We start from the raw sequence: 26,270 nt of genomic DNA on the forward strand, positions 1-26,270 counted from the left end.
GGGCCGGCGGCGCCCGCGGGGCCCCGTGCTGTGGGAGAGCCTTCGCGAATTCTATCCGCCCGAGGAACGCGGTATCCAATTCTTATTTAACACTGTGGCTTCAGTGTGGATCGAAATTAATCAGAACCGGTGCGCGCGGACCCCGGCCGAGACGTGATGAAGGCCCCGGTCAGTGCACTGGCGGCAGCTTCGGCAGGCGACCGTCGGCGTCGAACTCCCAGGGGCGCGCTTCGCCCAGAGCCCGCATGTCCGGGTGCTCGGAGACCTCCTGCGCGTAGGCCTCCGACACCTCCACCTGCGGCATCGAGAGGGTGTTGCGGATGCGCACCACCTTCGCCGGGCGTTCGTGAGGCCCGCGGGTGAGGTGCAGCGCTGCCAGGAGCGCGTCCCGGTCGTTGGCCAGCGCCATCGGGATTCGCGCGCCGTCGGGAACGCCCGAGGTCAGCGAGTTGGTGTAGAACGAGCCGAACTCGATCTGGTCCACGCAGCTCTGAGTGGTCAGGTCGGCCAGTCCCAGCCCGCAGGCGTTGCCGTTGGTGTGCTCGGTCAAGCCCAGGACCACGATCCGCTTCACCGGTGTCGCGTGGAACTTGTCGGCGTTGACCGGCGCCCGGCCGGTGATGTTCGGATCCATCCCCGCCCCGCTGATGTCCTTGCCGATCTCGTCGACCACCAGCACGTCGATGTCGGACATCAGCAGCTTCGGCATCAACGACTTGGCCTCCGCGAGGAGTTCCGCCTCGCGGTCCAGGATCCGCTCGGGCGTCACGAGCTCCAGCCGGGCGACGTCCTCGTACGCGTTCTCCACCACCGCCACGGCGAACTCGAAGGACATCACCTCCAGCGCTGCCCTCGCGGCGTCGGGGATCAAGGTGTCGAACTTCTCGAACCCGTGGCGGTGCAGCGTCGCAGCGCCCTTGTGCTTGCCCAGCCCGATGGCGATCATCTTCGCCAGGCCGCTCTCGTGGCTGCCGCGGAAATCGGTGTGCGGCTTCACCCTTCCGAGCACGACCACGCTGTCGGCTTGGGCGGCCTCGGCGTCGAAGTGCACCGGGGTGCCGTCGTGGAGCTCGGTGATCACCACCGTCTCCATCGACGAGATCACCGGTGCGCCGACGCTGTCCTCGGTGACCCCGTACTCGGCGAGCACCTGGCGCTGGCCCTCGGCGGTGCCTCCGCCGTGGCTGCCCATCGCGGGCACCACGAACGGCTTCGCGCCGTGCTCGGCCAGCGCCCCGACGAGGGCGATCACGATCCGGTCCAGCTGGGCGATGCCCCTGCTGCCGACCGTCACGGCGATGCGCTTGCCGCTGATCGGGTGGGAACGATCGTGCTCGGCGACCTGCGAGCGGAGGGAGCCTTCCAGGTCGTCCACCGACTCGGCGGCGAACCGCTGCTCGATGGGCAGCATCGGGGGCAGCTCGACGTCCGTGCCGGCCAGCCGGACCTTCTCTACGTTGAACATGTTCTTCTCCGCGCGCCGCGACCAGGGGTTCTGCCTCACCTTGGCACTTCGAACGGGAACGTTCACCACTCAACGGCCTGTTCACCGACGGGCGGGTGGCGGTGGCCGGTCACGACCTCTGGTCGCGGCCTTATCGTGAGGGCATGATTCGTCCCGGTCCCGTGCGGTGGCTGCGCTACCAGTTCGGCGGCACGCTGCCCGATCGGTACCGCGACTGGGTCCTGCACGACGCGACCTGCCGGACCTGGGTGCTGCGGGTGCTGATCCGCGGACTGCTGCAGATCGCGCCGATCGGGCTGGTGCTGTTCCTCGGGCTCGGCTTCCTGGGTGGGGCGTGGCCGATCGCCGCAGGGGCGTTGCTGCTGGGGCTGCTGGTGGTCGCCCGGATCGTGCTGACCAGTTCGGTCGACAGCGTGGACAGCAGGCTCACCAAGTACGGGTTCCCGCCGGGCCACGGGTCCGCGGTGCGCAGGCAGCGGGACGCCGCGGCGGCCGAGCGGTACCGGGCGGTGTGGCGGCAGGACACGCCTGAGAGCTGAGCCACCCGAGCGCCGAGGGATTCACCAGCGGCTTTACCATCTCCTGGTGTCCGTTGAGCTCAATCCCGCAGCGATCTTCCGGGCCGGCACCCGCTTGCGACAGGTGGTCCGGCGCACGCCGCTGGAGTCCAGCGGCCGCCTGAGCGCGGAGCTCGGCGTACCGGTCCGCCTCAAGCGCGAGGACCTCCAGGTCTGCCGCTCCTACAAGGTTCGAGGCGCCTACAACCTGATCTCCGGGCTCAACGCCGACGAGCGCGAGCGCGGTGTCGTGTGCGCCAGCGCGGGCAACCACGCGCAGGGCTTGGCCTTCGCCTGCCGGGAGCTGCAGATCAAGGGCCGGGTGTACCTGCCGGGGAACACGCCTCGTCAGAAGCGCAAGCGGATCGCGATCATCGGCGGCGAGTGGGTCGAGCCGGTGATCGTGGGTTCCTCGTTCGACGAGGCCAGCGCCGCGTCCAAGGAGGACGCCGAGCGCACCGGCGCGGTCTACGTGCACCCGTTCGACGACCCGCGCACGATCGCGGGGCAGGGGACCGTCGGCTTGGAGATCGCCGAGCAGCACGACGGCCCCATCGACACCGTGATCGTGCCCGTCGGCGGTGGCGGTCTGGTGGCCGGCATCGTGCTGTGGCTCAAGGAGCACTTCCCGGAGACGCGGGTCGTGGGTGCTGAGCCCGCCGGTGCCGCGAGCATGCGCGCGGCCTTCGACGAAGGCGCGCCGGTGAAGCTGCCGGCGGTGGACACCTTCGTGGACGGCGCCGCTGTGGGCCGGGTCGGCGATCTCGGCTACGAGGTGGCTCGCGAGCTGGTCGACGAGCTGGTGGCGGTTCCCGAGGGCGCGGTCTGCACCGAGATGATCGAGCTCTACCAGACCGAGGGCATCATCGCCGAGCCCGCGGGTGCGCTGGCCAGCGCGGCGTCCCGGATGCTCGAGCGGCCGCCGCGCGGTCCGGTGGTGTGCGTGGTGTCCGGGGGCAACAACGATCTGAGCCGCTACGGCGAGGTGGTGGAGCGGTCCCTGCTGCACGAGGGGTTGCGGCACTACTTCCTGGTCACCTTCTCGCAGGAGCCGGGCGCGCTGCGGCACTTCCTCGACGACGTGCTCGTCGAGGGGCAGGACATCGTCGCCTTCGAGTACGTCAAGAAGAACAACCGCGAGACCGGTCCGGCGCTGGTCGGGATCGAACTCGACAAGGCCGACGACCTGGACGACCTGCTGACGCGGATGAAGGAATCGCCGCTCCAGATCGAGCAGGTCTCACCGGGCTCCCCGCTGTTCTCCTTCCTGGTCTGACCGGGCATCGCGGTATCGCGCCGCTCGGCGGTGCGTGTGGCGGAACCTCACCCCCGGCCTGGACTCCGTGCGCCTGTGCCTTCCGCAGGTCCCAGTTTTAGTCCAAACCGAGCCATGATCATGTCCGAAATGTCGGCTCAGTTTGGACTAAAACTGGGACCTGCCCACCAGCGCATCACCGCCAGCGGCATGCGCTCGGCCTGATCGGGCGTCAGGTGAGTTGGCGGACGCAGGATTTCTCGAGGGTGTCGTCGGTGGTCGCTTCCCAGAGGGTCACCTGGGCGCGGGGGCCGTGGAACTCCAGCTCGGCGATGGCGTTGCCGAAGAACGGCCCGTCGGTCCGGCGCCAGTTCAGCGGCAGCGGTGCGACTCCGGCACGGTGCGACAGCCGGTCCAGCAGGCGGGCCGGGGTGCGCGACCAGGCGGCGCGCAGCGGGGCGCGCAGGTACGTGGGCGCCTGGTTGTGCAGCGGTGAGCAGGTCAGCTGGGTGACGCGGGAGTTCAGCGGGCGCGGGTAGTCGGCCTCGGCGAAGTAGCTGTGGTGGACGTCCCCGGAGAGCACGCTGATCGTCGCGGGCGCGTCGGGACGTGCCGCGCGGTCGCCGATGAGCTGGGCGAGCCGGTCGAAGGAGTCGCGGAACGCCGCCCAGTGCTCGAGATCGCCTGCCTGGCGGAGCTTCTCCGCTCGGTCCGCGTGCGGTCCGGAGCAGGCTCGCTCGTTCCACGACTGCAGGTGGTGCACGGCGTGCGGCAGCAGCCACGGCAGCGATGACGCCAGCACCAGGTGTGCGCGGTCGGCGGCCGCGACCTCTCGCAGCCAGGCGAACTCGCCGTCCGAGAGCATGGCTCGGTCACCGGTTTCCAGGATGCGGCCGCATCGGGTGTCGAGCACGACCAGTCGCACACCGCCGAGGTCGCGTGCGTAGCTCCAGCGGACCCCCTTCTCGCCGTCCCGCTCGCGGTCGGCGCGGGCCGCCATGTCGCGCAGCACCGGGAGGGCGTCGCCGTGCCTGCCGACCTCGAGGACTTCGCGGTACACGGGGTCGGCGGCGAGGTCGTCCGGGTCGAGGTTGCCGATGTGCTGGTAGATCCAGTAGGCGATGAGCCCGCCCAGTAGGCGTTCGCGCCACCACGCTTCGCCGGACATCGCGGTGCGCCAGGCGCGCGAGGTGTTCCAGTCGTCGCGCACGTCGTGGTCATCGAAGATCATCATGGTCGGCAGCGTCGACAGCAGCCACCGCACCGGTGGGTCCTGCCAGGCGCGCCGGTAGAGCAGCGCGTACTCCTCGAAGTTCGCGATCTCCTCGCCGGGAGGCCGGCGGAGGTCGCGGTGTTCGGCGAGTTCGCGACGCACCTGCGGAGTGGGCTGGTCCGCGTAGACCTGGTCGCCGAGCAGGGCCAGCAGGTCCGGCCGCTCGTTCTCCGGTGTCCCGGCGAGGCGGGCGGCGGTGGCGGTCAGCGCGTCGGGGCCGTGCCGGTCGCGGCCCTCGGCCGGCCGGTCGAAGTGGCAGGAGCCGAACAGCGCGGTGAGCCGGTCCGGGCTGGTGATCGGGCGGATGATGCTGGGGGAGGCGTCGGCCTCGGGCCAGACGACGCGGTCGTCGAGCCGGACCTGGTAGGGCGTCGGGCCGCTGAGGTGCACGGTGAGCAGCGCGTAGTGGTGACCGCCGACCTGGAAGGTGTGCTCGGTGGTGTCGAGCACCTGCACGGTGCAGGGGTTTTCGGTCTCCACCCACACCGTGGCTCGGCTCCGGTCGACGTAGCGCAGCAGCGGGCCCAGCACCAACTCGGTCACCGGTCCTGGATACACCACCGGCCGGGCCGGGGAAACTCGGCCGGTGGTGTCCACAGTGGTCTGCGGGTGGCGGGCCCGGTGCTCGGGGACCGGGCCCGCCGGTGACGACGTGCGGGCGCGTCGTCGGTGATGACCTACTTGGCAGCGCCGACGTTGACGTCGATGCAGGCGTAGAAGGCGTTGGCGGTGTCGGCGACGTTCCACACCGCGAGCACCTTCTGCGGGCCGCTGAAGCCCGACAGGTCGACGTCGTGCGAGAGCTGCTGCGGCGGCTGCTCACCGCCCTGGTCGAACGAGCCGACCAGCTTGTCGCCGACGTAGTACTCCCAGGTGGTGGTCTTGTGCGCGGCGGTCAGCTTCCAGTTGAACGTGGCCTGGTTGCCGACCGGGGTGGCGGCCCAGCCCTTGGAGTCGTCGTCGAGCTCGGCGTAGCTCTCGTTGCCGCCGCTGCAGCTCTTCAGGCCCTTCGGGCCTTCGACGCTCTGGGGCTCCCAGGTGATCGAGCCGCACTGCACGGTGCCTGCGGCGCACTGGGCCTGTCGGCTCGGCGGCGCTTCGACGTACCCGTGGGCGCTGGCGGTCCCGGCGGGGATCGCGATCAGGAACGGCGCGACGGCGGCGCCGACCATGGCTGCGGAGATCTTGCGGTTGGGCATGTCAGCTCCTTCGGGGGAGTCCCCGCAGGGTGAATCGATTCCGAACAGCAGTCTCCGCGGAACGGGACGCTGTTCGAGAATTCCTGCGGGGAAAGGGATTCGCTGAATTTCTCAGTGGTCTGGACCATAAAGCGGACTACACGCCCAGTCAAGGACGAATGTACCGCGAATCAGCGGCGAAATCCGGGTCGTGGTCTTCTGACCTGAGGCAACAACGGTTTTTGTCGTTTGCCCCGAAAATTCCCAGCCGATTTACCGTTTTTCTTGGCGGATGACACGAAATGATCTACGCGGTGATCGATTTTGGCGCTTCCGGAGGACGAAAAGCCGCCGGGCAGAGCGGGTTTCCGCTGCCCATCAAGATCGTCGAAACGGGACTGTGAACGAGTTGTGATCCGTCGCGGCCACTTTCGTGAAAGAGGGGTGGCCAGTGCGAGATGATGCGACGACGGTGGGTCAGCGAATCCGCTTGAGGACGGCATTCGCCGCCGCGTACCCGGAACCGCCGCCCATTCCCGGGCCCGGGTGGGTCGAGGCACCGATGTGCCAGAGGCCGGGGATCGGCGGGGTGCTGCTTCCCGTCGCCGGAACGGGTCGCCAGAGGTAGTTCTGGTCGAGTTCGGTGCTCCCGCCGTAGGGGTCGCCCTCGGCGGCGTTGGGGTTGTGCGCGGTGAGCTCGGGAGGGGTGATGATGTCCACCCCGCACACCTGGTCGTGCAGGCCGGGGGCGTGCGCGTTGAGCCGGTCGAACACCCGTCGCGCGTAGCCCTCGGCGAGTTCCCGGGTCCAGCCCTGGCTGGTGTCGAGCTCTCCGGCCGAGTCGCCGACCGGGTGGTGCGGAAGCTCCTGGAGCTGCAGCCACAGCGACGCCGCGCCGCGGGGGACCCGCGTCTCGTCGATCAGGTACTGGCTGCCCACCACCACGGTGGGCCGGCGCGGCAGGAGACCGGCCTCGGCCTCCGCGCAGGCGATGCCGGTGCTCGCCGAGCCGTCGGTGAGGTGGACGATCGGGAAGTTCCCCAACCGCTCGTCGCGCCACTTCAGCGGGCCGGACAGCGCGACGTGGATCTGCATCGCGGCCCGGCCGTAGCGGAACCGCTCGGCCTGCCGCACCAGGTTCGGCGCGACGGCGCTGGGCGGCAGCAGCCGGCCGTAGAGCACCGAGGGCGCCACCGAGGCCAGCACGCCCCGCCGGGCGTGGAAGACGCGTTCACCGGCGACGACCCCGATCGCGCGGCCGTGGTCGACGAGGATCCGCTCGACCTCGGTGCCGGTGCGCACCTGCACGCCCAGGGCATCGAGAAGTCGGGCGAACGCGGTCACGAAGTTGCCCGCGCCGCCCTCCACCACGGGCAAGCCGGCCCCGTGCAGCCCCGCGGCGAGCAGGCCGGTCATCAGTCCGCCGGAGGCGTGATCAGGCCCCAGCCCGGCGTGCAGCAGCCAGGGCGCGTAGAGGTGGTCGACCTCCGGGCCGCGGAATCGGCGGTGCAGGGCGCGGCCGCTGGTGGCGAGTTGTCGCAACCAGCCGTCCGGGTCGCGCACACCGCCGGCGTTGAGCAGCTTCGCGGCGTGCCGCAGCCTGGACCAGGGCGCGCCGCCGAGGACACCGTCGATGGCGGCGAGGTTCTCGCCCGCGGCGTCCAGCATGGACAGGTAGTCGTGGCGGTCGATGTCGTGCTCGAAGGCCTCCACCGTCGTGGCCGGGTCGCGGTGGCTCGTGGTCACCCGGCCGTCGTCGGCGACGCTCGCCGCGGCCCAGGACTCGGTGTTGCGGTAGACCAGCCCGTGCTCGTGCAGCAGCGGGCCGAGGGAGGCGTAGGCCGGGCCGGTCAGGAACAACGAGTGCCACGAGGAGTAGGTGTCGTGGACGTAGCCGGGCACCGTGCGCTGATCGGACGCGATGAAGCCGCCCAGCTGGTCGTTGCGCTCCAGCAGCAGGACCGATCGGCCTCGCCTGGCCAGCTCGGCGGCGGCGACCATGCCGTTGACGCCGGATCCGACGACGATGACCTCGATTTCGGTGCTCATCAGGCCGCCCTTCCCCGAGGCCGGGGGCCGTGATCGTCCCCATCCGACCGAGGAGGATCATGGCACTTGATCCTAGACCGATCAAGGTGCGGCGCTGGGAAGGGTTTTCGGGAACCCGGGGCGTTGCACCAGTCCGGCCAGCACCGCGGATCCCAAGGACAGCACCGCGGCGAGCGTCAGCGCGACCGGGGCACCCCACGCGAACAGCGCGGTCCAGCCGAGCCCGATGCCCACCACGCCGCTGATCGCCTTCGCGCTGTAGACCACCCCGTGCACCTCGATGCTGCGGCGTTGCCCGAAGCACTCCCGCGCGAGCGCGGCGAACAGCGGGTAGAACGCGCCACCGCCGGCACCCGCGACCGTCGCGCCCGCCAGCACCCACCCGGCGGAGGCGTTGTCGACGCCGATGAGCAGCAGCACCTGGCCCGCGGCCTGGATCGTCATCACCCAGCGCAGGGTGCGGCGCCGTCCGAGGCGCGTGGCCACCGGCAAAGCCACCGCGCGACCTGCGCCGTTGGTGGCCACGAACAGCGCGATCGCGGCCACCGGGGACACCGGTGCGGCCAGCAGCGCCAGGAACGCCGCGTCGAACAGCGAGACCGCGGCCGCGCAGAACAAGCACGCCGCCAGGACGGGAAGCGCCGGTGTCCGCACGGCCTCGGCGGCTGAGAACTCCCGCGCGGCAGGTGGGTTCGACCGCGCCCATTGCCGGTGGTCGACGTGCGCGGGCCACCAGTCGCGCGGTGGGTCGCTGACGACCAGGGCGCATCCGGCGACGGCGATCAGCAGCGCCGGGCTGAAGGCGGCCAACCCGGTTTCCACGTGCTCGGGAGCGAGGGTGAGGGCGACGACGAACGGGGTGGAGCCGTAGGCGAACGCGCCGGTGACCAGGCCGACCCGGGCCGCGGCGTTGTCCGGGAACCACTTCTCGGTGGTGGAGGCGCAGACGGCGTAGACCAGCCCGGCACCGGTGCCGCCGAGCACCGCGTACCCGGCGGTCATCCCGTGGGCGAGGCTGAGAACTCCGGCCGCGCAGAGCGTTCCGCCGATGACCAGCAGGCTCTTGGGGCCTTTCCGGTCGTGCTGGCGCAGGTGAGCGCAGGGGAGTCCGGCGCCCGCCTGCAGCACCGTCCACGCGGCCAGCGTCCAGCACAGGTTCGCCAGGTCGTGCCCGGCGGCGAGCAGTCCCGGGATCGCGGCTCCGAAGGCGTACTGCATGGTCCCGACCAGCAGCATCGGCAACCAGCACGCCCACAGCATCGCCGCCCGGGGCAGGCCGGTGAGCTCGTGCGGCCGTTCTCCGATCCGGTAGCGGCGGCCGTGGTGGTCGCGCGCCTCCAGCTTCGGCGTGTGGAGCCCGATCATCGCCCACTGCTCGGGCATGGGATTCACCGTCCGCTCAGCTGGTCTGATCGGTCCCGGTCACGGGTGTCGCTGCTCACAAGGACTTCGCGAACCGGACAGGAGATCGGCATACTGTATGCAAGGAGTGAGGACGGGAGGAGGTGAGGGCTCATGCGGATCATCGGAGCCATCCTGCGTCATCTCGAACGCATGCCGCGCGGATTCGCGGCGGACGGGCGAGTGCTGGGACTGGCCACGTCCGCCGCCACCCGATCGGCTCGGCAGCAGGGTGACCGCGGCGGTGCGCGGCCGGAGCCGGCGCGCGACGACGAGCGGCGGCTCGCCGACGCGCGCGGCTGATCGCCGGTGGTGGTGACCGGTGCGCTCACGTCCCGGCACCACCCCGGACCAGCCTCTCCTGCACCCACACGAACCCGATCGCGAACCCGACGCTGATGAGCGCTTGGTAGACCAGGAACGACACGGGCTGCGGCGGCAGGGAGAAGCTGTCGCCGACCACCACCCTGGTCCCCACGTCCTGCACCAGGCGTGCCATCGGGAACGCGATCAACCAGTACAGCGCGATGGGGGCGAACGCCCCGCCGCGGAACACGCCGCGCAAGCGCAGCGCGCTGCAGCCGGCGCCGAACACCGCCAGCGGCACCGCCAGCATGAGACCGCCCGTCACGGCCCACGCCGGCGGTGCGCCGGCGACCAGCGTGAACAGCGCCGCGAACGCTCCGGCCACGGTGCCGATGACCAACCCCGGTGCGGTGATCCTCGTCGACTCGGTCATGTCAGCTCACGACCACGCCGAAACGCACGAGGCTGTAGAACAGCATGCCGAGGTAGAACACCGCGCCCGCCCCGATGATCAGGTTGCTCCACCACCGCGGGCGGATCGGCTTGGGCAGCATCCGGTTGTTCACCAGCAGCAGCACCACGCAGTAGGCGCCCATCGCGAACGTGGACAGGAACGCGAGGACGTCCAGGATCGCGCTCGGGCCATCTGCCGGCCCGAACAGCAGGATCAGGATCCCGAACAGGATCACGCCCCACAGGAACGCGGCGTAGAGGCGCGACATGCCGAACCGCTTGGCACCCGGCACGAAGTGGTAGGTCATGTCGGCCTGGCCCCGGGAGAACGAGTCGAACAGGCCCAGCGTCGCGTTGAGCCCGATCAAGGCGATGAAACCGAGGAAGACCGTGCCCAGCACGGGAGAACCCGCCGAGGAGAACGCGTCGGCCATCGCCGACAGCGCTGCCTCCCGCTCACCGGTCTCGATCAGCGACTTCACGTCGGGGTTCTCCCGCGAGGCCGACTGGGCGAGCACGGTGAAGGAGATCGTCACCAGCATCGTCACGCCCCAGAACAGCAGCAGCGCGTCGAAGGTGACCCACCGCCGCCAGCCCTTCCACTTGGCCATCTCGGCCGGGTCGTCGGTGTCGAACATGAACCCGCGCGAGGGCATGACCTCCTCCTCGCCCGCGTGCCGGAGGCCGCGGATGCGCGGGATGTGCGCGCCCATGCCGGCGCCGGAATCGCGCAGGTGCAGCGTGTACCACATCTGCTGCATGCCCGAGGGTCCGGCGAAGGCGATCGCGCCCACCACGACCGGGAACCACTCCGGCGACATCGCGGCCTCCGGGAAGTACCCGAAGTGGAACATGCCCGCGATCGTGCTCGTGAGGTCCTGCAGGTTGCCCACCAGCGAGGCGATGACAGCGGTGCCGACCACCAGCAGGCCGATCAGGATCGACAGCACGTTCTCCAGCAGGCTGTAGATCACCTTGGCCATCGTGAAGATGACCCCGACCAGCAGCAGGCCCGCGCAACCCGAGACGTACCAGGGTATTCCGGTGATCTGCTCCAGCGCCGCCGCGCCGGCCGAGAGGTGGCCGGGCCAGATGTAGACGGCCATCGCGGTGATGAAGAAGAACCACATGAACGGTTTCGCCACGCGCGCCGCACCCGAGAAGATGCTCTCCCCGGTGGCCATCGCGTAGCGCGCCATTTCGAGCATGACCACGGCCTGCAGCGTGACCCCGATCAGGAACAGCCAGCGGATCTCCGGCCCGAAGATCAGCACGAGCCTCGGCCACATGTAGGACTCGCCCATGCCCACACCGAGTGCCACGAGGAACACGGTGGGGCCCAGCAGGTGGATGGACGGCGGTGCGTCGGGAAGCTTGCGGATGGGCATGGGCTCCAGCCCACCCGCCGGCCAGACCCTGCCGTCCGCTTCTAATACCGGTTCTTGATCGTCCCTCCCAGGCGCCTGATCAGCATCCACATCGGACCTCCTTGTCCTCGGGATTTTCCTCGGGAGCTCTGTTCGGCGGTGTGAGTTGCTCTGGTGGGGTGGGTGAGGAAGCGGCTACGTCGCTCGCGTGACGGCGGCGGGGTGTTGCGCCTTCATCCGTCGAGCTTTCCCGCTGCTCTGGCCCACCGGTACTTGGCCGCGAGGACCTCCACGGGCTTTTCGGTGGTGTAGGGGAAGGCGACGATGCCGTGGTCGAAGAGGTAGTCCGCGGCCTTCTCGACCTCCGTGTCGCCTGCCAGCGAGACCACGATGGGCTTGTCGATCCCTTTCTCGCGGGCCTCCTCGGCCACGCGGGACGCCAGTTCGGCGAACACCATCGGCGGGGTGACGATGGTGTGCCAGTACCCCAGGATCAGCGAGTGGATCCGCGGGTCCCGCAACCCGAGCCGGAGGGTGGCCTCGTAGGTGCTCGGCGGCTCACCGCCGGTGATGTCGACCGGGTTGCCCGCCGCGCCGAACGGCGGGATGTAGCGCCGGAACTCCTCGTCGAGGTCCGGCGGGATGTCCATCAGGCTCAGCCCGTTGGCCACGCACGCGTCCGACAGCAGCACGCCGGAGCCGCCGGCGCCGGTGATGATGACGACGTTCTCGCCCTGCGGGGTCGGCAGGACCGGCAAACCCCGCGCGTACTCCAGCATCTCGTTGAGACCGGGCGCCCGCACCACGCCCGCCTGGCGCAGCACGTCGTCGTAGACCTTGTCGTTGCCCGCCAGCGCTCCCGTGTGCGAGCTCGCCGCCCGCGCGCCCATGTCGGTGCGGCCGGCCTTGAGCACCACCACGGGCTTCTTCTGGGTGATGCTCTTGGCGGCCCGCACGAACGCCCGCCCGTCCTTGAGATCCTCCAGGTGCATGGCCACGACGTTGGTGTTGTCGTCGTGCTCGAAGAACGTCAGCAGGTCGTCCTCGTCCACATCGGACTTGTTGCCCAGCCCGACGATCGCCGACACGCCCATCTTCGTGGTGCGGGAGAAGCCGAGGATGGCCATCCCGATGCCGCCGCTCTGCGAGGTCAACGCCACGCCGCCGCGCACGTCGTAGGGTGTGCAGAACGTCGCGCACAGGTTCTGCGGGGTGTAGTAGTAGCCGTAGATGTTGGGTCCCAGCAGCCGGATCCCGTGCTCGCGGGCGACCGCCACGACCTCCTCCTGCAGCTCGTGGTTGCCGGTCTCGGCGAACCCGGACGGGATCAGGACCGCCGCCGCGACTCCCTTCGCGCCGCACTCCCGCAGCGCCGAGGACACGAACTTCGCGGGAACCGCGAACACCGCGACGTCCACCGGCCCCGGAACATCGGTGATGCTGGCGAAGGCTTTGCGCCCCATGATCTCGTCGGACTTGGGGTTGATCGGGTGGATCTCGCCCGAGTACCCGCCGTTGATGAGGTTCTTCATCACCGAATTGCCGATCTTGCCGTCCTCGTTGGACGCACCGATGACCGCGACGCTGCCGGGCATCATCAGCCGCCGCATCGATTCCAGGATCTCCTCCGTCGAGCGCTGCGGCGCTGCCACCGGTTCCTCGGTCTGGAGCACGATCCGCACGTCGGCAGCCGTGGCGCCCGACGGCGTCGCGAAGACCGGGTTGAGGTCCAGTTCGGAGATCTCGGGGAAGTCGTCGACCAGCTCCGACACCCGGCGCAGCACCTCCGCGAGCGCCCGGGCGTCCACCGGTTCGGCACCACGAGCACCGCGCAGCACCTCGGCCGCGGCGATGTCGTCGAGCATCGCCGCAGCCTCGTCGGAGCTCAGCGGCGCCAATCGGAAGGTGACGTCCTTGAGGACTTCGACCAGCACCCCGCCGAGCCCGAAGGCGACGACCTTGCCGAAGGTGGGATCGGTGGTGGCCCCGACGATCACCTCCTGGCCGCTGACCATCTGCTGCACCTGCACCCCGGAGATCGCGGGGTTCTCCACGTGGGCGTGGGCGTTGGAGAGGATGCGCTGGTAGCCGGCTCGCACGTCCTGCTCGCCGCTGACGTCGATCAGCACGCAACCGGCGTCGGTCTTGTGCAGGATGTCCGGTGAGACGATCTTCAACGCCACCGGTCCGCCGAACTCGGCGGCGAGCGCCACCGCCTCGTCCGGGCTGGTGGCCAGGCCTTCCCCGGCCGTGGGGATGCCGTAGGCGTCGCACAGCAGCTTGGCCTCCGGCGCGGTCAGCGCGGTCCGACCCTCGGACCGCACCGCGTCGAGCACCTCGCGCACTCGGGCACCGTCGTATGCCACTTCAGATCACTCCGTTCGCCTTGAGCTCGGCCAGTTCGGACTCGTCGATGCCCAGCTGATCCCGGAAGACCTCGGCCGTGTGCTCGCCGAGCAGGGGGGAGCGCTGGACGTGCACGGGGGAGTCGGAGAGCTTGATGGGGCAGCCGACCGTCTTGAACTCGCCGCGATCGGGGTGATCGACGCTGACGATCATGTCGTTGTCGGCGAGCGAGGAGTCCTCGATGATCTCCTTGGTCGACAGGATCGGACCGCACGGAACGTTGTGCTCGTTGAGCGCCGCCAGCACCGTCCACTTGTCGTGACCGAGCGACCACTCCTCGATCAGGCCGAACATCTTGTCCAGCTTGGACAGACGCGCTTCGGGAGTGGCCCAGTCCGGGTCCTCGGTCAGTTCCGGCCGGCCGATCAGGTTCGCGATCGGTGCCCATCCCTGGGGCTGGACGATCACGTAGATGTAGTCGTTGGGGCCGCCCGGTTTGCAGCGCACCGCCCAGCCGGGCTGACCGCCGCCAGAGGCGTTGCCCGAACGCGGGACCTCGTCGCCGAAGTCGCCGTTGGGGTACTCGCGCAGCGGTCCGTGCGCCAGCCGCTGCTGGTCGCGCAGCTTCACCCGGCACAGGTTGAGCACCGCGTGCTGCATGGCCACCGACACCCGCTGGCCCTCCCCGGTGCGCTCGCGCTGCAGGAGCGCGGCGAGGATGCCCGCCACGGTGTGGATCCCGGTTCCGGAATCACCGATCTGCGCGCCGGTGGCCATCGGCGGCCCGTCCTCCGAGCCGGTCGTGGACATCGACCCGCCCATCGCCTGGGCGACGACCTCGTATGCCTTGAAGTGCGTGTAGGGCCCGTCGCCGAATCCTTTGATGGAGGCGTAGATCAGCTTCGGGTTGATCTCCCGCAGCTTCTCCCACGTGAAGCCCATCCGGTCGACCGTCCCGGGCCCGAAGTTCTCCACCAGCACGTCGGATTCCGCCACGAGCCGGGTGAAGATCTCCTTGCCCGCATCGGACTTCATGTTCAGCGTGATGCTGCGCTTGTTGCAGTTGAGCATCGTGAAGTAGAGGCTGTCGGCGTCGTCGACGTCGCGCAGCTGCTTGCGGGTGATGTCGCCGGTCGGGGCCTCCAGCTTCACCACGTCGGCCCCGAGCCAGGCCAGGATCTGCGTCGCCGACGGCCCGGACTGCACGTGGGTCATGTCCAGGATTCGCACGCCTTCCAATGCGCTCATGACTGGAAACCCCTCACTTGTACATGGTTTGGTTCATGGTCCCGGGGGCGTAGACCTCGGGATCCACCCAGACGTTGATCAGCGACGGCTTGCCGGACTCGCGAGCGCGGCGCAGCGCCGGAGCGATCTCGGCGGGGTCGCGGACCTCTTCGCCGTATCCCCCGAGCATCTGGGCGAACCGGCTGTAGGGGATGTCGCCGAGGGTGTTGCCGACGCGGCCGCGGTCCTCGCCGTACTTGGCGATCTGGCCGTAGCGGATCTGGTTCATCGAGGAGTTGTTGCCGACGATGCCGACGAACGGCAGGTCGAAGCGCACCATCGTCTCGAAGTCCCACCCGGTGAGGCTGAACGCGCCGTCGCCGAACAGGCACACGACTTCCTTGTCGGGGCAGGCCTTCTTGGCGGCCATCGCGAAGGGCACGCCGACGCCGAGGGTGCCCAGCGGCCCGGGGTCCATCCAGTGGCCGGGCGCCTTGGGCTGGATGACCTGGCCGGAGAAGGTGACGATGTCGCCGCCGTCGCCGATGTAGATGGAGTCCTCGGTGAGGAACTCGTTGATCTCGTGCACGAGCCGGTAGGGATCGATGGGGGAGGAGTCGGAGTGCTGGCGGCCGAGCCGCTTCTGCAGCGCGGCGTTCTCCACCTCGCGCAGCTCCTGCACCCACGCCCGGCGGCCGGCGGCGCCGTTGTCGTCGCGCCCGGAGGCGGCCTGCGACAGCGCGGTGAGCACCGCGTCGGCGTCGCCGACGATGCCCAGGTCGACGTCGCGGTTGCGGCCGACGGTGCGGTAGTCCAGGTCGATCTGCACCACCGTCGCGTCGGGGGACAGGCGCTTGCCGTAGCCCATCCGGAAGTCGAACGGCGTGCCCAGGATGATGATCAGGTCGGCCTCGGAGAACGCGTGGCGGCGGGCGAGCTGGAAGTGCAGGGGGTCCCCGGGCGGGAGCGTGCCCCGGCCGGCGCCGTTGCAGAAGGCGGGCAGGTTCAGCTCGCGCACGAGCTTGACCGCCGAGTCCGTCGCGCGGCAGGTCCAGGTCTGGCTTCCCAGCAGGATGCACGGCTTCTCGGCCTCGACCAGCAGATCGGCCAGCTTCTGCACGGCGTCGGGGTCACCTGCCGAGCGGGTGGTGGCCCGGTAACCGCCCGCCTGCGGGATTCTCGCCCGGTCCACCGGGACCTTGGCGTCGAGCACGTCGCGCGGGATCTCCAGGAACGACGGGCCGGGGGAGCCGTGGAAGCACTCGCGGAAGGCCATCGACACCATGTCCGCGGCGCGTTCGGTGTGCGGGACCGTGGCGGCGAACTTGGTGATCGGGTTCATCATGTCCACGTGCGGGAGGTCCTGCAGCGACCCCATCTTGTGCTGTGACAGTGCGCCCTGGCCGCCGATGAGCAGCATCGGGCTCTCGGCGCGGAAGGCGTTGGCCACGCCCGTGACCGCGTCCGTGGTGCCGGGTCCGGCGGTGACCACGGCGCAGCCGGGCTTGCCGGTGATGCGGGAGTAGCCGTCGGCGGCGTGCGCGGCGACCTGCTCGTGGCGCACGTCGATGACGTCGATGCCCTCGTCGACGCATCCGTCGTAGATGTCGATGATGTGGCCTCCGCAGAGCGTGAAGATCGTGTCCACGCCTTCGGCTTTGAGCGCCTTGGCGACGAGGTGGCCGCCGGAGATCTGATCGGGTTCGCCTGCGTTGTCGGGTGCCGTCTGGGCCATGCGCTCATCCCCTTTGAAAGGCGCGGCTGCGGTCGTCTCCATACTGCATACCGTATGAGGTTCCTAACAGGGATACCGCAGCGAATCGCGGGTGTCCATAGCCGGAGACGGGCGGCGGCAGCGACTTCGATCTGTCCGAAGTGGATTCTCGGCGGGATGTTATGCCTGTTCAGAGCTGCGGTGAGGTGGTCAGGCGAGAGCAGGGGAGAGGCGCTGAATCTTGCCGGACTGGAGCCATACTGTATACTGAATGCACCGACACCCGCGTCTGGCCGCACGACCAGAGCGGAGATCCATCGTGAGAGTCGCTGTTGTCGGCGCCGGTGCCATCGGCGCTTATGTGGGCGCCTGCCTGCACAGGGCGGGCGCGGAGGTGAGCCTGCTGGCTCGCGGGAACAACCTGAACGCGCTGCGCGCCGGCGGAGTTCAGGTGCTCAGTCCGCGCGGGGACTTCCGGGTCGCACCGCGCGCCACCGACGATCCGGCCGAGATCGGTCCGGTGGACCACGTCGTCCTCGGTCTGAAGGCCTATTCCTACGCCGAGTGCGGGCCGCTCGTCCACCCCCTGCTGAAGGAGGACACCACGATCATCGCCGCGCAGAACGGAATTCCGTGGTGGTACTTCCACGGACTGCGCGGTCCATTCGAAGGGCACCGCATCGACGCCGTCGATCCCGGCGGCGCCGTCAGCGCCGTCCTGCCGCCACGCCGCGCCCTCGGCTGCGTGGTCTACGCCGCCACCGAGCTCGACGCCCCCGGAGTGGTGCGGCACAGGGAAGGCACCCGCTTCTCCCTCGGTGAACCCGACGGCAGCGACTCCCGGCGGTGCCGCGAGTTCAGCAAGGCCATGACCGCCGGTGGCCTGAAATGCCCCGTCGAGCAGGACATCCGCAACGACGTCTGGATCAAGCTGATGGGCAACGTCGCGTTCAACCCGATCAGCGCGCTGACCGGTGCGACCCTCGCCGGGATGTGCGGGCACCCCGGTGTGCGGGAGCTGGTGGCGACGGTGATGCGCGAATCGCTGGAGATCGCGGCTGCGCTCGGCTGCCACCCCGACATCGCCGTCGAGCGGCGGCTGGCCGGGGCCGAGCGCACCGGCGAGCACAAGACCTCCACGCTGCAGGACCTGGAGCGGGGAAAACCGCTGGAACTGGCGGCAATGCTCACCGCGGTCGTCGAACTGGCCGACCTGGTGGGCGCCGAAGCCCCGGTGCTGCGGACCGTCAACGCGCTGGGCGACCTGCTCGGGCAGCGCGTCGCACCGCGCGAAACCGCCACCGCCGGGCCGATCTCACGGGAGTGAGCATGCTCGACCGCACGTCGCCGGTCCGTCACGCACCCGTGGCGGGCCGGTCCGGGTGGTGGTCGCGATGACCGCCCGCAACCACCGCGACGCGCTGGACCGCGTCGTGCGCACGACCGTGCAACCGAGCGCCCGCGAAGTCGACGACGGAGGGCGCTTCCCGCGCGAGAGCGTCGAGGCGCTCGGCCGGGCCGGATCGCTGGGGCTGATCCTGCCGACCTGCCACGGCGGTTCCGGTCACGGACTCGGCGAAGCCGTGGAGGCGACCACGCGGGTCGCCCGCGTCTGCGGCTCGACCGCAGCGGTGCTCGCCACCCACTACGCGGCCACCGCCGTGCTGGCCCGGCACGCCCGAGCGGACCTGCTGCGCGCGATCGCCGCCGGGGAGCACCTGTGCGCGCTGGCGCTCGCCGAACCGGACCGCGGACTGGTCCCGTCCGGGCGCGCGGACGCAGCCGGGGGAGTGGTGGCGCTCTCGGCACGCAAGAACTGGGTGACCGCGGCGGGCGAAGCCGACAGCTACCTCTGGTCGAGCCCACCGGCGGGTGATCGGGGCGGGATGTCGTTGTGGTTGGTCCCCGCCGAGGCGCCCGGGTTGTGCGTGCCCGAGGTCGCCGACGCGGTGGGCCTGCGCGGCAGTTCCACCGCCACCATCGTCGCGGACCCGGTGCGCGTCCCGGAGTCCGCGGTGCTCGCGGGAGACGGCGGGGGAGCGCAGCCGCTGCTGGAGGTGATCCTGCCCTGGCTGTGCGCGCTGCAGGCGGCGCTGGCGCTCGGGCTGATGGAAGCCGTGCTGGCCCGCAGCATCGAGTGCGTCACCGGGCCGCAGCCCTCGTGGTCGCGCTGGCAGGACCCGCCGTCCCGGCGGCCCGAGGTCCGGGCGGACCTCGCTCGCATGAGGACGAAGGTGGACACCGCGAGGCTCGTGCTCACCGACGCCGTTCACCACGGCCGGCACGGCGAAGGGCCCGAACGCCTCCTGCAGGCCCGCGCGCTCAGCGGCGAGAACGCCATGCGGGTGGCGGAACTCGGCATCAAGGTGTGCGGGCAGTACGCCTTCCGCGCGGATTACGGGGTCGAGCGCCGGTTCCGCGACGCCCACGCGGCGACCCACGGTCAGCTGCCGACCGAAGCGGCGTTCGACCAGCTGGCGAAGCTCACCTGCCGCGCGCCGGTCCTCGGCGGGATGGCCTGGGGCGAGTGATGAGTCGGAGTCGGCACTCGACGGGAGAAAAGGAAAAGAGCGGCCGCTCCCCACAAGCAGCCGCTCTTCGGTCCCCCTCCCTGAACGGTGACGCCGGCGCCGGTGCGATGAATCCCCCATCACCCATCGAACCGGCGCCCGGCCACCCGAGCGACCGTCGAACGGAGTCAAACGGACGCTCATGTGCCCCAGGCAGGCGACATGAATACTGCCCGAGTCAGCTTTCTCGGGCCTTTCACAGCCGGAAAGTCCGAGCGTGTGGATTGATCTACCGCCCCCGGGGAGAGCAGGCGGGGTCTGGACCCTGATCTCACCTCGGCCGCTGCGAAGGCAGCGGCTCAGTCCTCGGTGGTCTGGGCGAGGTAGCTCTCGCGGGTGTGCTCGGTGTGCTCGCGCATGAGCCGGGCCGCCGTGTCGGCGTCCTTGGCGGTGATGGCCTCGATGAGCGCGGCGTGCTCGTCCCAGGCCTGCTTGCCCCGGCTCTTGGCGACGGGCGTGTGGTACCAGCGGACCCTGCGGTTGATCTGGGCCGCGAGTTCGTTGAGGACCTTGTTGCCCGACATCTCGGTGATCGTGGCGTGCAGCTCGGCGTTGGCGGCGACGACGGCTTCCACGTCGTCGGCCTTGATGGCGGCGAGGCCGGACTTGTAGATCCGCTTGAGCTCGGCGACCCCGTCCTTGGTGGAGTTCAGCGCGGCCAGACGCGCGGATTCGGCCTCCAGCAGCGTGCGCACGCCCAGGAGCTGGTCCGCTTCCTCCGGCGTGGGGCTGTGCACGAAGGCGCCGTAACCGGGCCGCAGGTCGACCCACTCGTCTTTCTTGAGCCACTGGAGCGCCTCGCGGACCGGCTGGCGGGACACTCCGAGCGCTTCGGCGAGCTCCTTCTCGACCAGGTGCTGCCCGGGCTTGAGCTCGCCGGTGATGATCAGTTCGAGGATGGCCTCGTAGACCGTCTCGCGCAGCGGCACCGGTCGCGTCACCTGGCGGGCGGCGATGCCCTCGGACAGTTTCGAGGTCAGGGACATGCGCCTCAGCTCCGGTTGCTCGTACCGACGGTGGCCACGGGACTGAGCCCGTGGCTTTAGCATACAGTATCCCAACAGTCAGGTCTGGCTTCGACGCGCGCGGTGGAACCGGTTCGTCCAGTGTGGACCAGCTGCTGGGCCGAACGGATGGATAACCGGTGTGGTCCTGGACACCACCGCGTCGCCGGGCTACAACCACCGATGCCAGGCCCGAGAGCCGAGGCCTGCGGGGAGCGTTCCCCACTGCCGGAGGCGCCGATGAGCGTGCCCGCGTTACTCCCGTCCGCAGCCCTGGTCGTCCTGCTCGCCGCGGTGGCCGCCGATCTGCTCAGCTGCGCCAGGGGACGTGCCCCTGCCCGGCACGACCTGCCCGTGGCGGGCGCCGGCGTCATCGCGGCGTTGCTGGTCGCAGCCGGTCTGGGGCTGGCCGCACCGACGCAGGCCGTGCCGTTCCTGGCGGCCTGGGGATCGGCGATCGGGATGACCGTGGACCTGGTCGTCGTGCTGGTGGTGTTGAGCTTCCGGGTGCCGGAGGCGAAGCGGCTGGTGGTGCTCGCGGTCGCGGCGACGGCGTGCGCGCGGGTCGTGCTGGTGGCCACGGGGGTCGGTCCCACGGCGGGGCTCTCGTGGGTGTTCGGGCTGCTCGTGCTGTGGCTGGCGTGGCGGCTGGTCCAGCACGGCGACTCCGGACTCCCCGAAGCGGGCGTGCTGACCGTCGGCATGATCCCCGCTGCGGTGGTGTTCGCCGCGTTCGCCGTCTCGGCCACCGGCGGGGGCTCGGTGCTGGTGCTGTGCGCGAACCTGCTGGCGTTGATCGGAGCGGTCCGGTTGGTGCGGTTGACCGCTCGGCTGTGCGGGTCGGTGCCGGACGCGTCCGTCGGGTTCTCCGTGGTGCTGGTGTTCATCGGGGTCAGGTCCGTGCTGGCGGGCGTGGCAGGGCGCGGGCCTGCGCAGGACCTGGAGGGGATGCTCCTGTCGCTGGCGATGACCGCACTGGTGGCGGTGCTGCTGACGATCACCGCTGTGCGCGAACGGCGTTGACGGATCGTCGTTCGCACGCCGAAGATGAGCCCTTCGCTGATCAGCCTGGCGGGAGGCGCCGTGAGCACGGGGACGCAGCAGACGGCGGGGTTCTTCCGCGGCCGCACCATCGGGGAGCTGGGCGAGCAGCTGCGCACCGAGGAGTTGCGCTGCGTCGACCTCGTCGAGGCGGCGCTCACCGCCATCGACGCGCTCGACGGCGAGGTCAACGCCTTCGTCACCGTCGATGCCGCAGGGGCCCGGCGCGCGGCGGAGAAGGCCGACGCGGAGCTCGCCGACGGCCTCGATCGAGGCCCTCTGCACGGCATCCCGGTGGCGGTCAAGGACATCATCGACGTCGCAGGGGCGCGCACCACGATGGGATCGGCGCACTTCGCCGAGAACGTGTCCACATCGGACGCCGCGTGCGTGCAGCGGCTCCGGGAGGCCGGTGCGGTGATCATCGGCAAGACCACGACCCACGAGTTCGCCTTCGGCCCCACCGGGGACCGCGCCCACAACGGTGCCTCGCGCAATCCGCATGACACCGGGCGGATGTCGGGAGGATCCAGCGGCGGCAGCGGGGCAGCGGTGGCCGCCGGGATGGTGCCGTTGGCACTGGGCACCGACACCGGCGGCTCGGTGCGCATCCCCGCGTCGCTGTGCGGTGTCGCCGGGTTCAAGCCGGCCCACGGAGCGGTGCCCACCGACGGCGTCTTCCCGCTGTCGCGGACGCTCGACCACATCGGCGTGCTGGCGGGCACCGCGTCCGATTGCAGGCTGGGTTACCGGGTTCTGGCCGGGTTGCGGCCGATGCCTCGCCGCGAGCGCGGGTCCGAGGTCGACATCGGCTGGATTCCGCCGGAGCTGCTGCACCCCACCGATGCTCGGGTCGCCGAACTCGCTCGTGAAGCGCTGCGCGCCGACGGTCTCGACGTGCGCGAGGTCCGGCCGCGGGGCCTGGACGGCATGGTGCGCGCCTTCGGCGCGATCCAGTTCAGCGAGGCGCACGCCGTGCACGCCGAGCGCGTCGCCGACTCGCCGGAGCTGTTCACCGATGACGTGCTGGCGATCCTGCGGTTGGCGGGGGAGACGGCGGGCTGGCAGTACGTGCGGGCGCTGACCGAACGAGACGACTGGCGCGCCGCGGTCTCCGACCTGCTCGCGGAGGTGGAGCTGCTCGCCATGCCCACGACCTGCGTCGTCGCGCCCGAGGTCGACCAGCGCGAGGTCGACGTCAACGGTGCGCCGACCTCGGTGCGAAGTCCGCTGATCGGCCTCACCCGGCCCTGGAACCTCGCCGGAGCCCCGGCGGTCTCGGTGCCCGCCGGAACGGTCGACGGGCTGCCCGTCGGACTGCAGCTGGTCGGCCGACCTGGCCAGGAGGACCTGCTGTTCGCCGTGGCCGAGCGCGTCAGCCGCTGATCGCCCGGCTCGTCTCACCGCGGCCACCGGTCGCGCGGCGGTGGCGAACGCGCGGCTCACCGGATACCAATGACGGGTGGCTGATGACGCTGCGGTCTCGGCGCTGCGCGAGATCGCCTTCTGGCTGGAGAAGCAGAACGCGCCCACGTACCGGGTGCGGGCGTTCCGGCGCGCGGTCGCGGTCATCTCCGAGTTGTCCGATCTCGACCGGCGCGTGGAGTCCGGGAGGCTGACGGACCTGGACGGCATCGGTCGCACTACCGCAGCGGTGATCACCGAGGCCCACGCCGGTGACACGCCCGGCTACTTGCAGAAGCTGCGCGACGAGGCCGAGACCCCGGAGCACGGCGAAGCGGTGAGAGCAGCGCTGCGCGGCGACTGCCACGCCCATTCCGACTGGTCCGACGGAGGCAGCCCGATCGCCGAGATGGCCGCTGCCGCGCGGTGGCTGGGACACGAGTGGATGGCGCTGACCGACCACTCGCCGCGGCTGACGATCGCGCGCGGGCTGTCGGCCGAACGGCTGCGCGAGCAGCTCGAGGTGGTCGCCGCGCTCAACCGGCACATGGCGCCGTTCCGCATCCTCACCGGCATCGAGGTCGACATCCTCAGCGACGGCGGCCTCGACCAGGACGAGGACCTGCTGGCCTCGCTCGACGTGGTGGTGGCCAGCGTGCACTCGGAACTGCGGATGGAGGCGGCTCCGATGACCCGTCGCATGGTCGCCGCCGTGCGCAACCCGCACGTCGACGTGCTGGGGCACTGCACCGGGCGGCTCGTCGGCGGCCGCAGGCGACCTCAGTCGACCTTCGACGCCAGGGAGGTCTTCACCGCTTGCCGGGACCACGACGTCGCCGTGGAGATCAACTCGCGGCCCGATCGGCTCGACCCGCCTCGCGAACTGCTGGGCCTGGCACGGGATCTGGGCTGCGTCTTCAGCATCGACTCCGACGCCCACGCCCCGGGTCAGCTGGACTGGCTCGACCACGGCTGCAGTCGAGCGGAGGAGTGCGGGATCGGGCCGGACCGGATCATCAACACCCGCTCGGCGGAAGAGATGTCGGCCTGACCGCGGTCGGGGTCGTGCCGGAGAACTCCTTGAAGCTTGAACTGCTGTTAGGCTCGGCCGCGTGACTGACACGCGCTGGCTGAGCGATCACGAGCAGCGCGCCTGGCGGAAGCTGGCCGCCCTGATGAGCGTGGTGCCGACCGCTCTGGACGGGCAGCTGCAGCGCGACTCCGGACTGACGATGTTCGGCTACTGGGTGCTGGCGATGCTCTCCGAGGCGCCCGGCAGGCAGCTCCGGATGAGTCACCTCGCTCAGCAGTCCAACGCCTCGGCCTCCCGCGTGTCGCACGTGGTGTCCCGGTTGGAGCAGCAGGGCTTCGTCGCCCGCCGCAAGGCCGAGGACGACGCGCGCGGCAGCATCGCCGAGCTCACCGAGGACGGGATGGCCAAGGTCGTCGCCTCGGCTCCGGGGCACGTCGAGCAGGTCCGCTCGCTGATCATGGACGGTCTCGGCCCCGGGCAGGTCGAGCTCCTCGACGAGCTGTGCACCGCGCTGCTCGCCCAGGTCGATCCGGACGGGACCCTCTCGGTGGCCCCGCCCGGCTGACCTGCGTCAGGCCGCTTCGTCGGCGTCGGACTGCGCCGCGAACTGCGTCCGGTACAGCTCCGCGTAGTGGCCGCCGCGGGCCAGCAGCTCCTCGTGCGTGCCCTCCTCGACGATCGTGCCCTCGTCGATGACCAGGATCCGGTCGGCCTCCCGGATGGTGGCCAGGCGGTGGGCGATGACCAGCGCGGTGCGACCGGACAACGCCCCGGCCAGCGCCCGCTGCACGGCCGCCTCGGACTCCGAGTCCAGGTGCGCGGTCGCCTCGTCGAGGACGACGATCGGCGGGGCCTTGAGCAGCAGGCGCGCGAGGGCGAGCCGCTGCTTCTCGCCGCCGGAGAGCCGGTGGCCGCGGTCGCCGACGACCGTGTCCAGTCCGTCCGGCAGCGAGTCGATCAGGTGTCCCAGCTGCGCGGTGCGCAGGGCTTCGATCAGCTCGTGCTCCTCGGCTTCCGGACGGGCGAAGGCGAGGTTCTCCCGGATGGTGTCGTGGAACAGGTGCGCTTCCTGGGTGACCACGCCGACGTGCTCGTAGAGCGAGGTCAGCGAGGCGTCCCGGACGTCCACACCGCCGATGCGCACCGAACCGGTGTCGACGTCGTAGAGCCGCCCGGCCAGGTTGGTGATGGTCGTCTTGCCGGCACCGGAGTGGCCGACCAGGGCGATCGTGTGGCCCGGTTCGGCGTGGAAGCTGATGTCGTGCAGCACCGGGTGTGCGGGGGAGTTGTCCGGTCGGGCCACGGACTCCAACGAGGCCAGCGACACCTCGCTGGACGCGGGGTAGCGGAACGAGACGTGGTCGAACTCAACGTCGGAGGCACCGGCGGGAAGCTCCCGGGCGTCGGGCTTCTCGGTGATCATCGGCTTGAGGTCGAGGACTTCGAAGACCCGGTCGAAGCTCACCAGCGCCGTCATCACGTCCACGTGCACGTTCGACAGCGCGGTCAACGGCCCGTAGAGCCGGTTGAGCAGCGTGGCCAGCGCGACGAGGGTGCCCAGCTGGAAGGCGCCGGCCAGCACCAGGCCACCTCCGAACCCGTAGACCACCGCGGTGGCCAGTGCCGCCAGCAGCGTCAGCGCCACCACGAACACCCGGCTGTACATGGCCGAGACGATGCCCATGTCGCGGACCTTCTCGGCTCGACGGGCGAAGCGGTCGGACTCTTCGTCGGCGCGGCCGTAGAGCTTGGCGAGCATCGCTCCGGCGACGCCGAAGCGCTCGGTCATCAGCGAGCTCATCTCCGCGTCGAGCTTCATCTGCTCGCGAGTGATGCGCTGCAGCCTGCGGCCCACCCAGCGCACCGGCAGGATGAACAGCGGTAGCAGGACCAGCGAGATCACCGTGATCTGCCAGGACAGCGTGAACATGGTGGCCAGCACCAGCACGAGGCTCAGGACGTTGGACACCACCGACGAGAGCGTCGAGGTGAGCGCTCGCTGGGCGCCGATGACGTCGTTGTTGAGCCTGCTGACCAGCGCTCCGGTCTGGGCGCGCACGAAGAAGGCCACCGGCATCCGCTGCACGTGGTCGAAGACCTCGCTGCGGAGGTCGTAGATCAGGCCTTCGCCGAGGCGGGCGGAGTACCAGCGCTGGGCGAGGCTCATGACGGCCTCCGCCACCGCGACCCCGGCGACCGCCACCGCCAGCCACACCACCAGCGAGAAGTTCCGCGGCACGATGCCGTCGTCGATGATGGCCTTGAATAGCAGCGGGTTGACCACCCCGAGCACGGCGGCCAGCGCTACCAGCACCAGGAACGGCACGATGTCGCGCAGGTAGGGGCGGGCGTAGCCGGCGATCCGGCGCAGCAAGCCCGCTGACAGGCGTTGCCGGGTGACTGACTTGTCGCTCGCGAACGAGCGCATCATCGACCAGTTGGAGGCGTCCACTTGGCGGTCCTTCGTGACGTGGTGGTGTCGAGCAGGTTCGGTCCCCTACATCCTCGGACTTCGTGTTAGGTGGAAGTCAATGCGCCTGCCGGATGTTCCCGCGCGCGGGCAAGCGGACGGTTGATCGCCACAACGATTCGGCCACATCACACCTCGGGCCGATGCGCGGAACGAG

Annotated in this window: 21 protein-coding genes; 9 read left to right on the forward strand and 12 right to left on the reverse strand. The window is 70.2% G+C overall.

Going from position 1 to position 26,270, the window contains the following annotated elements; genetic code table 11:
* Nucleotides 1-169: 169 nt before the first annotated feature.
* Entirely contained in the window at nt 170-1,465 is a 1,296-nt protein-coding gene (locus FHU35_RS12595) for a nickel pincer cofactor-dependent isomerase, group 22 (RefSeq protein ID WP_145738830.1), read from the reverse strand.
* A gap of 143 nt (nt 1,466-1,608) precedes the next feature.
* Here FHU35_RS12595 and FHU35_RS12600 point away from each other — a divergent pair, with 143 nt between their 5' ends.
* Both FHU35_RS12600 and ilvA read left to right on the forward strand, forming a co-directional pair.
* Nucleotides 1,609-2,004 carry a DUF5313 family protein gene (locus tag FHU35_RS12600; RefSeq protein ID WP_145738832.1) on the forward strand — a complete coding sequence of 132 codons (396 nt, stop codon included), beginning with the start codon at nt 1,609-1,611 and terminating at the stop codon, nt 2,002-2,004.
* 43 nt (nt 2,005-2,047) lie between these two features.
* Nucleotides 2,048-3,298: a threonine ammonia-lyase IlvA gene (ilvA, locus tag FHU35_RS12605; protein ID WP_145738834.1), complete on the forward strand. Its 1,251-nt coding sequence runs from the start codon at nt 2,048-2,050 to the stop codon at nt 3,296-3,298.
* Nucleotides 3,299-3,509: 211 nt separating this feature from the next.
* Here the strand turns inward: ilvA and FHU35_RS12610 are convergent, their stop codons facing one another.
* The 4 genes from FHU35_RS12610 to FHU35_RS12625 all read right to left on the reverse strand — a co-directional run bounded on the left by FHU35_RS12610 (nt 3,510) and on the right by FHU35_RS12625 (nt 9,160).
* Nucleotides 3,510-5,093: an alkaline phosphatase D family protein gene (locus FHU35_RS12610; protein ID WP_246110265.1), complete on the reverse strand. Its 1,584-nt coding sequence runs from the start codon at nt 5,091-5,093 to the stop codon at nt 3,510-3,512.
* Nucleotides 5,094-5,227: 134 nt separating this feature from the next.
* Nucleotides 5,228-5,749, reverse strand: coding sequence for a lytic polysaccharide monooxygenase auxiliary activity family 9 protein (locus FHU35_RS12615; RefSeq protein ID WP_145738836.1), 522 nt, complete (start codon nt 5,747-5,749; stop codon nt 5,228-5,230).
* Nucleotides 5,750-6,205: 456 nt separating this feature from the next.
* Nucleotides 6,206-7,777 carry a phytoene desaturase family protein gene (locus FHU35_RS12620; protein WP_145738838.1) on the reverse strand — a complete coding sequence of 524 codons (1,572 nt, stop codon included), beginning with the start codon at nt 7,775-7,777 and terminating at the stop codon, nt 6,206-6,208.
* An 81-nt stretch (nt 7,778-7,858) separates the two neighbouring features.
* On the reverse strand, nt 7,859-9,160 hold the full coding sequence (locus tag FHU35_RS12625; protein ID WP_145738841.1) for an MFS transporter: 1,302 nt from the start codon (nt 9,158-9,160) through the stop codon (nt 7,859-7,861).
* 132 nt (nt 9,161-9,292) lie between these two features.
* On the opposite strand from FHU35_RS12625, the gene FHU35_RS12630 reads away from it, so the two are divergent.
* Nucleotides 9,293-9,481, forward strand: coding sequence for a hypothetical protein (locus tag FHU35_RS12630; protein WP_145738843.1), 189 nt, complete (start codon nt 9,293-9,295; stop codon nt 9,479-9,481).
* A gap of 25 nt (nt 9,482-9,506) precedes the next feature.
* Here FHU35_RS12630 and FHU35_RS12635 read toward each other — a convergent pair whose 3' ends face one another.
* The 5 genes from FHU35_RS12635 to FHU35_RS12655 all read right to left on the reverse strand — a co-directional run bounded on the left by FHU35_RS12635 (nt 9,507) and on the right by FHU35_RS12655 (nt 16,612).
* A complete protein-coding gene (locus FHU35_RS12635; protein ID WP_145738846.1) occupies nt 9,507-9,917 on the reverse strand; it encodes a hypothetical protein in 411 nt (136 codons plus the stop codon).
* 1 nt (nt 9,918) lies between these two features.
* Nucleotides 9,919-11,325, reverse strand: coding sequence for an Nramp family divalent metal transporter (locus FHU35_RS12640; protein WP_145738848.1), 1,407 nt, complete (start codon nt 11,323-11,325; stop codon nt 9,919-9,921).
* Nucleotides 11,326-11,537: 212 nt separating this feature from the next.
* Nucleotides 11,538-13,670, reverse strand: coding sequence for an acetate--CoA ligase family protein (locus tag FHU35_RS12645; protein WP_145738850.1), 2,133 nt, complete (start codon nt 13,668-13,670; stop codon nt 11,538-11,540).
* 1 nt (nt 13,671) lies between these two features.
* Nucleotides 13,672-14,898 (reverse strand): formyl-CoA transferase, encoded by a 1,227-nt coding sequence (gene frc / locus FHU35_RS12650; protein WP_145738851.1) that lies wholly within the window; start codon nt 14,896-14,898, stop codon nt 13,672-13,674.
* 13 nt (nt 14,899-14,911) lie between these two features.
* The gene (locus FHU35_RS12655) at nt 14,912-16,612 is read right to left on the reverse strand and encodes a thiamine pyrophosphate-binding protein (RefSeq protein WP_145738854.1); all 1,701 of its coding nucleotides are present in this window, start codon (nt 16,610-16,612) and stop codon (nt 14,912-14,914) included.
* 298 nt (nt 16,613-16,910) lie between these two features.
* Here FHU35_RS12655 and FHU35_RS12660 point away from each other — a divergent pair, with 298 nt between their 5' ends.
* Together FHU35_RS12660 and FHU35_RS12665 are read left to right on the forward strand one after the other, a co-directional pair.
* Nucleotides 16,911-17,918: a 2-dehydropantoate 2-reductase gene (locus tag FHU35_RS12660; RefSeq protein ID WP_145738857.1), complete on the forward strand. Its 1,008-nt coding sequence runs from the start codon at nt 16,911-16,913 to the stop codon at nt 17,916-17,918.
* Between the two features lie 67 nt (nt 17,919-17,985).
* Nucleotides 17,986-19,122, forward strand: a complete 1,137-nt coding sequence (locus FHU35_RS12665) for an acyl-CoA dehydrogenase family protein (RefSeq protein ID WP_145738860.1) — start codon at nt 17,986-17,988, stop codon at nt 19,120-19,122.
* 338 nt (nt 19,123-19,460) lie between these two features.
* Here the strand turns inward: FHU35_RS12665 and FHU35_RS12670 are convergent, their stop codons facing one another.
* A complete protein-coding gene (locus FHU35_RS12670; RefSeq protein ID WP_145738862.1) occupies nt 19,461-20,147 on the reverse strand; it encodes a GntR family transcriptional regulator in 687 nt (228 codons plus the stop codon).
* A 258-nt stretch (nt 20,148-20,405) separates the two neighbouring features.
* Here FHU35_RS12670 and FHU35_RS12675 point away from each other — a divergent pair, with 258 nt between their 5' ends.
* The 4 genes from FHU35_RS12675 (at nt 20,406) to FHU35_RS12690 (ending at nt 24,208) form a co-directional block, all read left to right on the forward strand.
* On the forward strand, nt 20,406-21,188 hold the full coding sequence (locus FHU35_RS12675) for a hypothetical protein (RefSeq protein WP_145738864.1): 783 nt from the start codon (nt 20,406-20,408) through the stop codon (nt 21,186-21,188).
* A gap of 60 nt (nt 21,189-21,248) precedes the next feature.
* On the forward strand, nt 21,249-22,592 hold the full coding sequence (locus tag FHU35_RS12680; protein WP_246110266.1) for an amidase: 1,344 nt from the start codon (nt 21,249-21,251) through the stop codon (nt 22,590-22,592).
* A 76-nt stretch (nt 22,593-22,668) separates the two neighbouring features.
* The gene (locus FHU35_RS12685) at nt 22,669-23,661 is read left to right on the forward strand and encodes a PHP domain-containing protein (protein ID WP_246110267.1); all 993 of its coding nucleotides are present in this window, start codon (nt 22,669-22,671) and stop codon (nt 23,659-23,661) included.
* A gap of 61 nt (nt 23,662-23,722) precedes the next feature.
* Nucleotides 23,723-24,208 (forward strand): MarR family winged helix-turn-helix transcriptional regulator, encoded by a 486-nt coding sequence (locus FHU35_RS12690; protein WP_222429357.1) that lies wholly within the window; start codon nt 23,723-23,725, stop codon nt 24,206-24,208.
* 6 nt (nt 24,209-24,214) lie between these two features.
* Here the strand turns inward: FHU35_RS12690 and FHU35_RS12695 are convergent, their stop codons facing one another.
* The gene (locus FHU35_RS12695) at nt 24,215-26,074 is read right to left on the reverse strand and encodes an ABC transporter ATP-binding protein (RefSeq protein ID WP_145739984.1); all 1,860 of its coding nucleotides are present in this window, start codon (nt 26,072-26,074) and stop codon (nt 24,215-24,217) included.
* Between the last annotated feature and the right edge of the window lie 196 nt (nt 26,075-26,270).

This window comes from Saccharopolyspora dendranthemae (assembly GCF_007829955.1).
Lineage (GTDB): Bacteria > Actinomycetota > Actinomycetes > Mycobacteriales > Pseudonocardiaceae > Saccharopolyspora > Saccharopolyspora dendranthemae.